This is a genomic window from Ideonella sp. (assembly GCF_036277275.1).
Taxonomy (GTDB): domain Bacteria; phylum Pseudomonadota; class Gammaproteobacteria; order Burkholderiales; family Burkholderiaceae_C; genus Ideonella.
The window spans coordinates 1-11,779 of sequence record NZ_DASUNH010000081.1; the positions used below are offsets into that span (position 1 = coordinate 1).

Sequence of the window (11,779 nt, forward strand, 5' to 3'; positions counted from 1 at the left end):
CCCATCGGGTACCAGGTCGCGGACGATGTCGATGAAGTTCTTGCTCATCAGCCGCTGCGCGCGGCGGATCAGCAGCGGCGCGGGGTGGCTGGGTTCGTTGCGCTCGAACCATTCACACACGCGCGTCAGTGCACGCATGGCGTCTTCGCGCGAGTTGATGCCGGCCATCGGCACCGCGGCCGATGCGCTGCCGTTGGGTGCGGCGGCTTGTGCGTCCTGGCCAGCCGGCGCCAAGGCCTGCGTGGCCTGGCGGCCCGCGTCGGCCACGTGCTGCATCAGCCTGCGCAAGGGCGCGAAATCGGGGCCCTGCGCCGGCGCATGGCGGTCGATCACCGATTCGATGCCCTGCACGGCGGCCAGGCCGGCCTGCCAGGATTCCACCAGCGCGGGCGACCGGACGACGGCGGCGGCCAGTGCTTCATCCAGCGCTTGCGCCGTCGGCATCGCCTCGTCGGGCAGCAGCTCGGCGCGGCCCGAGGCCAGCTCCACCTGGCGCACGGTCGGGCCACCTCGGGCGCCGGTCAATTCGGCGGCGCGCAGATCGGCCAGGCCCTCGAGGTGCACCAGCGGCATCAGCGCATTCAGGCGCGCCGTCGGGTCGTTGTTTTCGCTGGCGTCCAGCTGCGGGTGCACCTGGTCCCAATGCCGCTCCAGCAGGCCCCGCACCAGTTGCAGGCCACGCACCGCACCGGCCCAGCCTTCGAGTCGCGCACCGCTGCGCGCCAGCCAGACTGCAAGCCGCAGATCACGCGTGCGCTCGGCCAGCTGCAGCGCGCCGACGCTCACCGCCGGCCAGTCTGGCCCCTCGGCGGCGATCACCGTGTCGCCGTACTGCTGCTCGGCACGGCCGTTGCCGGCCTCCTGCAGCGCGAGGAAGGCAGGGTCGTACTCCAGGTCGACGCCACAAGGGGCGTCACCCGCCAGTGGCGACAGCAGCGACTCCACGTCGAAGTCAGGCATACCCGGTTCCGCACGATCCTTGTGTTGTGGCGGTCACTCTAGGTGTCGACCGCACGCCGCGCAGTAGCCGAAAGTCACTTCGCCCGAGGTGTTCAGCCCCCTAGTCCGTGGAGCGCGTTGAACAGCTTGCGCGCCTGCAGCGGCTTGAACAGCACCGTGTGTCCGCTGTCGGTGGCGCGGCGGAGTTCTTCGTGCGAGGTGTCGCCGGTCACCAGGATGGCCGGCACCTCATAACCATAGATGCGCCGCACCGCGTCGATGGCGGCAATGCCGTCCGGCCCAGGGCCGAGGTGCAGGTCGCTGAGGATGAGGTCCGGCGGCAGCTCCTGCGTCTGGACCGCCGATTCGGCCTGCTGCGCGGTGGCGGCACAGACGACGTCGTAGCCCCACTCCTCCAGCAGGATGCGCAGGCTCTCGCGGATCGGCGCCTCGTCGTCGATGACCAGCACCGAGCAAGGCTGCAGCACCGGCATCGGCAACGTGTCGGCAGCGGCCGTCGCGTCCTGGATGCCCGGCAGCCCGCCGATCTGGATGCCGATGCGAAACATCGTGCCGCCACCCGGCCTCGACCGCACGCTCAGCCGATGCCCCAGCAGCTTGGCCAGGCGCTTGACGATCGCCAACCCCATGCCCAACCCTTGGGCCCGGGCTCGCCGGTCACGCCCGACCTGGCAGAACTCGTCGAAGACACGCGGCAGGTCATCGGCCGCGATGCCGACACCGGTGTCCCACACCTCCACATTGACGTGGGTGGCCGTGCTGCGCGCGACAACCACGATCCCACCCGCGTCGGTGTACTTGATCGCGTTCTGGATCAGGTTGCCGAGGATGCGCTCCAGCAGTTGCGGATCGCTGCTGACCGACTTGCCGCCTGGCGAAAACCGAAGCCCCAGCCCCGCCTGCTCGGCCTGCCCCGAATACTGCATGTGCAGCCGTCGAAACAGGTCACGCAGCGGGAAGTGCTGGATGTTCGGGTCGACCGTGCCGGCATCCAGGCGCGACACGTCCAGCATCACGTTGAACGAACGTTCCAGGCCGTCGACCGAGCGCATCACGTTGCGCACCAGCGGCTCCTCGGCCGAATCCACCAGGCGCTTTTCGAGCGTCGCGGCAAACAGCCCCAGCGCATGCATGGGCTGCCGCAGATCGTGGCTCGCCGAGGCGAGAAAGCGAGTCTTTTCCTGCTCGGCCCGACGGGCCTGGCTGCAGGCCAGTTCAAGTTCGCGGATCCGGTCGTCCCGCTGGATCAGGGCCCGTTGGTCGTGCGCCCAGCTGCGCCAGCGCCAGCGGGCCAGCAAGGTCGAGCCCAGCCCCAGCGCAAGGTAGGACAAGATCTGGAACGAATCCTCCGCGTCGTCTACGCCATCGCGCACCAGCGCCACCAGCGCCACCATCGCCGGCAGGCTAGACGCCAGCGCGACGGCCAGCCAGCCCTCCCGCATCGGCGCCAGCACGAAGGCCAGCGTCGGCGCCAACGCCACCAGCACCAGCAACGAGGGCGCACCGGACGCCCACGCCGGATTCGGCAGGCCAGCGAGCACCACGAGGGCCGCGACGCAGCCCGCGGCCAGCGCGCCCAGGAGCAGGCGCTGCTGACGCGTGTCGCCCAACCAGCCGAGCCGCCGTGTCACTGCGCGGGCCAACAGCCACCACAGGCCACTGAGCACGCCGACGCACATGACCCACCACAAGGGCCCGTTCGTGCCGGACCATTTCAGCAACAACAACCCAGGCAGCAGCGACAACAAGAACGCCGCCGCCGGCGCCGCGCCGCCGGCGACTGCCTGCAGCGCGGCATCCCGCAAGCGCCGCTCGACGGCGCGCCTCTCGGTGCGCCCCGCACTGTCGTCTTCAGGGGCGCCGGCGCACCCGCCCGCAACCGCGACGTAGTCCGCCGCCGTCACCGGGCGAGCGGGGACTGCGGAGCCAGCACTGCGTAGCAGGGCGCTCACCAGGTCGGGCCGACGGTAAGGTGATCAGCGGAACAGGCTGATCATGTGCGAGCGCGACTTCACGTCCAGCGCCAACAAGAGCGACGACACGTAGTTCTTGACGGTGCCCAGCGACAGCCCGGTGGAGGTGCTGATCTCCTGGTTGCTGCAGCCCGACAGCACCTGCTCCAGGATGTCCAAATGGCGCGAGCCCAGCTCGGCGACCCGGTCGTACATGGCGGACGCGGGGAATCGCGGAAACAGCGGGCCCGCCGCCATCGCGCCACGGCTACGCTGGGGCCACAACAGTGACGCGAGCGTGTTCTTGACCTCGACCGCCGTGGCCCCCTTGGGCACATAACCCACCGCCCCCAGGGCACGGGCCTGCCGAACCACGAATTCGTCCTGCGTGCCGCTGAATATGGCAATTCGCGCAGAAGGATAGGCGTGGATGAACTGCCGCAGGCCCTGCAGCCCCTTGCAGTCGGCAAGGTTGAGATCGAGCAGCACCGCGTCGATGCCCTCGTCGCTGCCGTAGACGTTCAACGCCTCTTGAAGCGAGCTGGCGTCCAGCCAGACGATAGGCGTACCGTCCAACTCGACAAACATCGATTTGACGCCGACACGGACCAACTCGTGGTCGTCGACTAAGAGAACTCGCTTCGGCGAAATAGCCGACCCGTAAACGGGGGCAACTGCAACCGACGACGAGCTCTCGCTACTTTGGCGAAAAGCTTCTTGCATTTGGCGCTCCCTCGACGGCCGCCCAACACTTCGAGAGCGTTGATTCAGCCGACGTTACGGCGCCGATCATATGCGCGGCAACAGCCGATCGCACCCCACAAAATAGGGAGGGATTACCTACTCGACAAGTAGGGTCGGGCGTGCTGGGTCAGTGCAGTTTCAGCGTCAGGCTTCGGGTGAATCGGTGTCGAAACCACCCTCTTCCACCTGTTTTCGGGCGCTTTCGGCCAGCAGTTCGTACTTGGCGCGAAAGGCGTTGAGCATCTCGTCGTCCATCTCTTCCAGGTCCAGCAACGCGTTGTGGGCGCCCTTGGTCGCGCGGATCAGCTCATCGAGCTTGATCTGGATCGCCTCGGTGTCGCGGTTCTGGGTGTTCTGGATCAGGAACACCATCAGGAAGGTGATGATGGTGGTGCTGGTGTTGATGACCAGCTGCCAGGTGTCGCTGAAACCGAAGATCGGGCCGGTGATCGCCCACAGCGCGATCACACCGACAGCCAGCGTGAACACCCGCGGCTTCCCACAGAAGCGCGCCGCCGTCTTGGCGAACTGCGAATACCAATTCCCGTTGCCCATTGCAGCTCCGATCCAACGGGGCGCGCGCAGCGCCGCCCCATTCAAGTGGCGTGCGCGGATCCGGCTTCGCCGGTCCGCTGCGCGGTCTTGCAGACCGCGGCGGGCCAGTTGCCCGCCCCTTTGCCAGGCACGAAAGGTCCACTGGACCTTTCATGTCCGGGCAAAGCCCCCTCGGGGGGGGGTTCTACACCGTCCCCTCATCCTTGGTGCCGAAGATCTTGTCGCCGGCATCGCCCAGGCCAGGGATGATGTAGCCCAGTTCGTTCAGGTGGTGGTCGATGGCGGCCGTCCAGCAGCGCACATCGGGGTGGGCCTTGTCGAGCGCCGCGATGCCTTCCGGGGCAGCGACCAACACCAGCGCACGGATGTCCTTGCAGCCGCGGCGCTTGAGCAGGTCGACCGTGGCGATCATCGAGCCGGCGGTGGCCAGCATCGGGTCGATGATCAGCGCCGTGCGTTCTTCCAGCTTGCCGACGAACTTCTCGAAGTAGTGCTCGGGTTGCAGCGTCTCGTGATTGCGGCTCAGGCCCACGACGCTGACCTTGGCGTTCGGCACCATGTCGAGCACGCCGTCCAGCATGCCCAGCCCGGCGCGCAGGATCGGCACGACGGTCACCTTGCGGCCTGCTATCTGGTCGACCTCGGTCAGGCCGCTCCAGCAATTGATCGTGACCTTGGCAAGCGGGAAGTCGGCCGTGGCCTCGTAGGCCAGCAAGCGTGCCAGCTCACCGGTCAGCTCGCGGAACTTCTTGGTCGAGATATCGGCCTCGCGCAGCAGGCCGATCTTGTGGCGCACCAAGGGGTGCGAAACGGCGATGACGGGCATGGTGATCGGTACTTCAGTGGGCGATGCCGGCAGTGTAGTGAGCCTGGCGCCCGATCGCCGCCAGGTTGCACGATGCCGGGCCACCTGCGTCTCAACCGGGCAAGGCACTCCCGAAGACGTCCAATGCCCGGCCGTGCAACGCACCCAGCACCTCAACGGGGTCGACCGCCTCGGCCAGCGCCAGCGCGCCGCTGAGCCGATATGAGGGCGCCAGCAAACGCAGTGCGGCCTCGATCACGATCGGCGCCGTCACGGCATAGATGTCTTGCCCGCGCACACCGGCCGTCTTGGTCAGGCCGGCCTGCACGACCTGCACCACCAGTTCGAAACGCTGCGCCGAGCGACCGCTGTGGTCCACCGGCGTGGGAGTGGGTGTCGCGGCGTTGCGGACGTCATCGAGCGCCGAGCGGTTCAACAACGAGCGGATCGCGCTGGCTTTCAGGTGATGGGCCAGCGTGATGGTCTCGCTGAACGGCAGTTCGACCATCGGCTGCCGACCCAGCGGCAGGGCGAAGGTCCAGTCCGGCACCTCGGCCGACGGCACCAGCGGCGTCAGGCGCCCGTTCGCCACCACCACACGGGGTACCTTGTTGCGCTCGCCGGTCTCGCGCGTGCCGGCGGTGGGCCACCACCGATCGAGCGCGATCGCCACCGCGATCTCGTCGATGGGGCCGGCTGAGGCCAGCGTGCTGGCCAACAGGTCGGCCAGGCCGCCATAGAAGCCGGCCGCGGGAATGACGACCCGGCCCGTGGCGCGCGCCGGTGCGTCGAACTCGGCAAAGCTGGCCTGCGCACTGGCCTGCTCTGCCGTCACGTCGATGTAGTGGCAGCCCGCCCGCAGTGCCGCCTGCGCGACAGGCGCCGCGGTGTCGAGAAAGGGGCCGGCGCAATTGATGACCACCGCGCAGCCCGCAAAAGCCCGTTCGAGACTGCCTGGGTCGTCGAGTGCGGCCACGCGCCGGGTGACGGCTGAAGGAAACAGCTCCTGAAGACGCGCGGCGCTGCGCCCGACCGCCACCACCGGCAACCCGCGACGCTGCGCTTCGTGGACGACGAATTGGCCGGTGTGGCCGGTGGCGCCGTAAACGGCAATGAGCTTGGATGAGTCGTGCATGGCAACCTTTCTTGAACGATACAGACCTGTCTGTCCTTCAAAGAATACAGACAGGTCTGTATCATGTCAACATGCCGAACACCATCGCCCCCCGCTCTCCACGAGATCCGTCGTCCAGTGCAGGCCGCGGCGACGCGGCGTCGAAGCGCCCGGCAAAGGCGCCCGCCCAGGCAGGTGGCTCCGTCACGGAGCCGGCCCTTGACGTCCGCAACCGCATCCTCGACACCGCTTCGAGGTTGTTCTACCAGCGCGGCGTGCGCGCTGTCGGCGTCGATCTGGTGGTACAGGAAGCGGCAGTGGCGAAAACCAGCCTGTACCGCCACTTCCCGACCAAGGACGATCTCATCGTCGCCTTCCTGGAGCGCGAAGACCTCGAGTTCTGGGCGTTGTGGGACAGCGTGGCCGAGCAGCACCGTGAAGACCCCGCCGGTGAGCTGGCCGCCCACATGTGCTGGATCGGCGAACGCCTGGCCCGCGCCAACTACCGCGGCTGCCCCCAGATCAACGTCGCTGCCGAATTCGCCGAACAAGACCACCCGGCCCGCCAGGTTTCGCAACGCCACATGCAGGCGCTGCGAAGCCGTCTGCACCACATTGCCAAGCGACTGAACGTGCCCCACCCCGACGAACTGGGCGCGCAGCTGGCGCTGCTGGTCAACGGCGCCTTCGTCAGCTCGTCGCTGCTCAGCCCCGAAGAAGCCACCGGCGTGTTGCTTGGCGCGCTGAAGGCATTGCTGGCCGGCGCACGGGCTGGCGCCTGAATGCGGCGGCGGCCACGGCCTGTGGCCCGCAGCATCCCGGTAACTCGTTAGTAACCAACAACACCACTCGGCACGCCTGGCCTGTGCGATGCTCTGCGCCCTCGAACAGCGCACCCGCACAGGAGACCCGATGAGGCAATTGAAAAACCTGGCCACGGCGCTGTGCCTGGCCAGCGGCCTGCTGCTCGCACCCGTTCTGGCCGCCGAGCTGCCGCGCAGCAAGCCCGAGGCGCAAGGCATGTCGAGCGAGCGGCTGCAACGCATCACCGCAACGCTGATGGCCGGGGTGAAGGACGGCAAGATCCCTGGCGCCGTGCTGATGGTCGCGCGCCACGGCAAGGTGGTGCGGTTCGATGCGGTCGGCGACCTGGGCCCGGTGCCGGGCGCGCCGATGGAGCGCGACGCGATCTTCCGCATCTACTCGATGAGCAAGCCGATCACCAGCGTGGCCGCGATGATCCTGGTCGAAGAAGGCCGGCTCAAGCTCGAAGACCCGGTCGAGAAGTACATCCCGGCCTTCGGCAAGGTGCAGGTTGGCGTCGAGAAGCCGGGGCCGAACGGCGGCAAGCCAACGCTCGTGCTGGAGCCCTTGCGGCGCCAGATGACCGTGCAGGACTTGCTGCGTCACACCTCGGGCCTGACCTACGGCTTCTTCGGCAACTCGCTGGTGCGCACCGCCTACGACGAGGCCAAGCTGTTCGAAGACCTCGACAACGCCGCCTTCGCCGCACGCCTGGCGACATTGCCGCTGGCGTCGCAGCCCGGCAGCACCTGGGACTACGGCCACTCGACCGACATCCTCGGCCACGTCATCGAAATCGTTTCGGGCCAGTCGCTCGGCACGTTCCTGAAGACCCGGCTGTTCGATCCCCTGGGCATGAAGGACACCTCGTTCTACGTGACCGACCGCAGCAAGCAGGGCCGCATCGCCGAGCCGTTCGACCATGACCGCAGCCTCGGCCTGAACGCCGACATGGGCGACCCGCGCGTGGCGCGCAAGGGCGAGTCGGGCGGTGGCGGGCTGATGTCCACCGCGATGGATGTCGCCCGCTTCGTGCAGATGCTGCGCAACGGCGGCACCCTGGACGGACAGCGCATCCTGAGCCCGAAGACGGTCGCCTTCATGGCCAGCGACCATGTCAGCCCGCACATCCAGAAGACGCCGATGTACCTGCCCGGCCCCGGCTATGGCTTCGGTCTGGGCTTTGCGGTGCGGCTGGCACAGGGCGAAGCCGTCAGCCCGTCGGAGCCGGGCACCTACCACTGGGGTGGCGCCGCTGGCACGCTGTTCTGGATCGACCCGAAGACCGATCTGTGGGTGGTGCTGATGATCCAGTCGATCAAGCAGCGCGACCACTACCGCTCGCTGCTGATGAACATGGTTTACGGTTCGGTGATCGCCCCGTAGCCGGCCCGGCGCCCGCCCCTCCGATAATCCATGTTCGCTGGAGGGAATAAAACATGGGCATGGCGGTCTGTTTTGCGGCCGTGGGGCCGGACACGCTCGCGCGGCTGCGCGCAGCGCCGGACGACATCAAACACTATCTGCATCCTGACGACGGTGAGGGCCCGCCCCACGAAACCGACGTCGACAAGGCCTGGCACGGCATCCACTACCTGCTGACCGGCACGGCCCGGGAGGGGCGAGAACCGTTTTCGTGGGCCATCATGGGCGCCGAAGACATCGGCCCCGATCTCGGCATGGGGCCGGCACGTCTGCTGACGCCCGAACAGGTCATTCGCCTCGCCGCCGCGCTGGACAGCCTGACGACCGACGAGCTCAGCGCGCGCTTCGACCCGCAGGCCATGCAGGACAAGGGCATTTATCCGGAAGGGATCTGGCTGCGCGATCGCGACGACGCACTGCAATACCTGCTCGAGAACTTCGCGCTGATGGCCGACTTCTACCGCGAAGCTGCCGCCCGGGGCGACGGCGTGCTGCTGTGGACTTGCTGAACCGCCAGCGCCTCACCACCCATCGAACAGCGCCGGCAGCGCCCCGGCGGCCGTGCCGCGCACCAGCTGGTGCGCATCGCTGTCGATCTCGCTGGCGTCGGGGTTGACGATCGCCACCCAGGCACCGGCGCCGCGCGCGCGTGCGGCCAGACCGGCGGCGGGCCACACGGCACCCGAGGTGCCGACGACCAGCATCACCTCGCACTGGTCGGCCGCCTGCTCGGCCGCGGTCAGGGCCGCCAACGGCAGGTTCTCGCCAAACCACACCACGCCCGGGCGCAACCGATTGCCGCACTCGCCGCAAACCGGCGGCTCACCCGCCCCGGCCCAGGCGGTGTCGCAAGGCCGGCCGACGCCCCGGCGCGGGCACTCGTCCAGCCACAGGTCGAGCAGGATGTCGCCATGCAACCGGATCGCGTCGCTGTTGCCGGCGCGCTGGTGCAGATCGTCGACGTTCTGTGTGATGACCGTCAGGCGGCCGGGGTGCCGCTGCGCGAACGCGCCCAGCGCCAGATGCCCGGCATTGGGCTGGGCCGCGCGCACGCCTTGACGCCGTTCGGCGTACCAGCGCCAGACGCCGCCCGGGTCGGCGCGAAAGCCCTGCTCGCTCGCCAGTTGCATCGGGTCGAAGCGGGCCCAGTAGCCGGTGCGCGCGTCGCGGAAGGTCGGGATGCCGCTCTCGGCCGACATCCCGGCCCCCGTCATCACGGCGATGCGCTGGGCGCGCTCCAGCCGCGCGCGCAGCCTCGACAGGTCGCCCGCCGCATCACCCACGGTCGTCAGCCCGCCGTGCGTCGCTGGCGGCGCGCTTCGTAGAGACAGACGCCCGCCGCGACCGACACGTTCAGGCTCTCGACCGCCCCCGCCATCGGGATGCTGACCAGCTCGTCGCAGGTCTTGCGCGTCAGCTGCCGCATGCCGGCCCCTTCGGCGCCCAGCACCAGCGCCACCGGGCCGCTCAGGTCGACGTCGTACAGCGTCTGCGTCGCGTCGTCGCTGGTGCCGATGATGCGGATGCCGCGCTCCTTCATCTCGTTCAGGCTGCGCGAGAGGTTGGTCACCATCAGGTAGGGCACCGTCTCGGCCGCGCCCGAGGCCACCTTGGCCACCGTCGCGTTCAGGCCCACCGCGTGGTCCTTCGGTGCGACCACGGCTTGCGCGCCGGCACCATCGGCCACGCGCAGGCAGGCGCCCAGGTTGTGCGGGTCGGTCACGCCATCGAGCACCAGCACCAGCGGCGGGTCTTCCTTCGCCGCCTCGACCCCTTCGAGGATCTCGTCCAGCGAGTGCATCGGCGGCAGCGGCTCGACCCGGGCCACCACGCCCTGGTGGCGAGGGTTGCCGGCCAGCTTGGACAGCCGGGTGTCGTCGCTGTCGATCAGGCGCAGACCGGCCTCGCGGGCGCGCTCGACGAAGCCGCGCATGCGGGCGTCGCGCCGGGTCGTGTCGACGTGGATCTCGGAGATGGAAGCAGGCGCCGTCTTCAGGCGCACGGTCACGGCATGGAAGCCGAAAAGGATTCGCTGGGTCATGGTGCGCACATCATGCCCCATCGACTCAGGCGCCGGTCCGCTCGCAGCGGTATCGATTACATCGGTACATGTTCGCGGTGCAGCATTGACAAACCTCAAGCTCGCGGCCGGTCGCTCGATATCCGGGGCGTACTGCCCGCACAAACGCCACCGGATATGCGGGCATCGGTCCCTTTCCCTTGCCTGAGTAGTCGCCATGAAACTGATGAAATCCCTGCGTCTGGCTTTGATGTCCATTGGCTTGGCAGGTGGGGTGGCCAGCCTGGCCGTCCTGGGGCAAGCGCTGGTCAGCTTCAACGCGCTCGACAGCAGTGCGCAAAAGGCCATGGTGGCCAAGGACGTGGTCGCCGACATCCTGCCGCCGCCGATGTACCTGATCGAGATGCGGCTGGTGCTGTCGCAGGCCGTGGAGCAAACGCTGCCGCACGACCGGGCGGCAGCGGAATTCAACCGCCTGGGCAAGGAGTACCAGGCGCGGGTCGACTATTGGACGGCCCATCCCCCGTACGGCCTGGAAAAGCTGCTGCTGGGCGAGCAGCACGCGGCGGGCCAGGCCTTCATGTCGGCGGCCAAAACCGAGGTGCTCGACAAGTTGGCCGGCGGCGACACCGCCGGTGCCCAGGATGGGCTCAAGCAGGTCAATGCGCTGTACATGAAACACCGCGGCGGCGTGGACCGCACCGTCGAGGCCGGCAACCAACTGGCGGGCGACTCGATGACGAGCTTCGTGGCCAGCCGCGAAGCGGGCATCCGGATGATGGCGATCGTCACGCTGACCTTGCTGGTGGTGACGCTCAGCATGTACTTGTGGGCCCGCCGCAGCATCCTGGTGCCGCTGAATGCCTGTGTCGACCAGGCCAATGCCGTGGCCACCGGCAACCTGAGTTCGAAGATCGAGTGCGACCGCGCCGACGAGATCGGCAAGCTGCAACAGGCGCTGGGCGAGATGACAGGGCAGCTGTCACGCATGGTTGGCGAGATGCGCAGCGGCATCGAGGAGATCGCCACCGCATCGAGCGACATCGCCCGCGGCAACAACGACTTGAGCATGCGCACCGAGCAGCAGGCCGCCAGCCTGGAGCAGACCGCCTCTTCGATGGAGGAGATCGCAGCCACCGTGCGCTCCAGCGCCAATCACTCGGTGCAAGCCAGCGACCTGGCCACCGGTGCTTCGAGAGTGGCCACGACCGGTGGCCAGGCCCTGGGCAACATGATTGCGACGATGGACCAGATCCGCGAATCCAGCGTCCAGATTGCCAACATCATCGGTGTGATCGACGGTATCGCCTTCCAGACCAACATCCTCGCGCTGAACGCCGCCGTCGAAGCGGCCCGCGCCGGTGAACAAGGCCGCGGCTTCGCGGTGGTGGCGGGCGAAG

11 protein-coding genes and 1 pseudogene are annotated in these 11,779 nt (G+C 68.1%); 4 read left to right on the plus strand and 8 right to left on the minus strand.

Annotation, left to right across the window (positions count from 1 at the left end):
- The 6 genes from tssA to VFY73_RS14225 all read right to left on the minus strand — a co-directional run.
- Positions 1 to 960 (minus strand): type VI secretion system protein TssA (gene tssA, locus VFY73_RS14200; RefSeq protein WP_329719798.1); only part of this gene is annotated, 960 nt, incomplete at its 3' end.
- 92 nt (positions 961 to 1,052) lie between these two features.
- Positions 1,053 to 2,765 carry a hybrid sensor histidine kinase/response regulator gene (locus VFY73_RS14205; protein WP_329719800.1) on the minus strand — a complete coding sequence of 571 codons (1,713 nt, stop codon included), beginning with the start codon at positions 2,763 to 2,765 and terminating at the stop codon, positions 1,053 to 1,055.
- A 171-nt stretch (positions 2,766 to 2,936) separates the two neighbouring features.
- The gene (locus VFY73_RS14210; protein ID WP_329719802.1) at positions 2,937 to 3,635 is read right to left on the minus strand and encodes a response regulator transcription factor; all 699 of its coding nucleotides are present in this window, start codon (positions 3,633 to 3,635) and stop codon (positions 2,937 to 2,939) included.
- Between the two features lie 165 nt (positions 3,636 to 3,800).
- Complete coding sequence (locus VFY73_RS14215) at positions 3,801 to 4,211, minus strand: low affinity iron permease family protein (protein ID WP_329719804.1); 411 nt, start codon at positions 4,209 to 4,211, stop codon at positions 3,801 to 3,803.
- 184 nt (positions 4,212 to 4,395) lie between these two features.
- Entirely contained in the window at positions 4,396 to 5,037 is a 642-nt protein-coding gene (upp, locus tag VFY73_RS14220) for a uracil phosphoribosyltransferase (protein WP_329719806.1), read from the minus strand.
- Between the two features lie 91 nt (positions 5,038 to 5,128).
- Complete coding sequence (locus VFY73_RS14225) at positions 5,129 to 6,151, minus strand: saccharopine dehydrogenase family protein (RefSeq protein WP_329719808.1); 1,023 nt, start codon at positions 6,149 to 6,151, stop codon at positions 5,129 to 5,131.
- Between the two features lie 71 nt (positions 6,152 to 6,222).
- Here VFY73_RS14225 and VFY73_RS14230 point away from each other — a divergent pair, with 71 nt between their 5' ends.
- The 3 genes from VFY73_RS14230 (at position 6,223) to VFY73_RS14240 (ending at position 8,868) form a co-directional block, all read left to right on the plus strand.
- Positions 6,223 to 6,912 carry a TetR/AcrR family transcriptional regulator gene (locus tag VFY73_RS14230; RefSeq protein ID WP_329719810.1) on the plus strand — a complete coding sequence of 230 codons (690 nt, stop codon included), beginning with the start codon at positions 6,223 to 6,225 and terminating at the stop codon, positions 6,910 to 6,912.
- A gap of 130 nt (positions 6,913 to 7,042) precedes the next feature.
- Complete coding sequence (locus VFY73_RS14235; RefSeq protein ID WP_329719812.1) at positions 7,043 to 8,320, plus strand: serine hydrolase domain-containing protein; 1,278 nt, start codon at positions 7,043 to 7,045, stop codon at positions 8,318 to 8,320.
- A 53-nt stretch (positions 8,321 to 8,373) separates the two neighbouring features.
- Entirely contained in the window at positions 8,374 to 8,868 is a 495-nt protein-coding gene (locus tag VFY73_RS14240) for a YfbM family protein (protein ID WP_329719814.1), read from the plus strand.
- 12 nt (positions 8,869 to 8,880) lie between these two features.
- On the opposite strand, the gene VFY73_RS14245 is transcribed toward VFY73_RS14240, so the two are convergent.
- Positions 8,881 to 9,573, minus strand: coding sequence for a Sir2 family NAD-dependent protein deacetylase (locus tag VFY73_RS14245; protein WP_329719820.1), 693 nt, complete (start codon positions 9,571 to 9,573; stop codon positions 8,881 to 8,883).
- 74 nt (positions 9,574 to 9,647) lie between these two features.
- Positions 9,648 to 10,400 carry a 23S rRNA (guanosine(2251)-2'-O)-methyltransferase RlmB gene (gene rlmB / locus VFY73_RS14250; protein WP_329719816.1) on the minus strand — a complete coding sequence of 251 codons (753 nt, stop codon included), beginning with the start codon at positions 10,398 to 10,400 and terminating at the stop codon, positions 9,648 to 9,650.
- A gap of 868 nt (positions 10,401 to 11,268) precedes the next feature.
- Between rlmB and VFY73_RS30445 the strand changes: the two are divergent.
- Positions 11,269 to 11,779, plus strand: a pseudogene (locus VFY73_RS30445) (methyl-accepting chemotaxis protein); the annotation flags it as partial.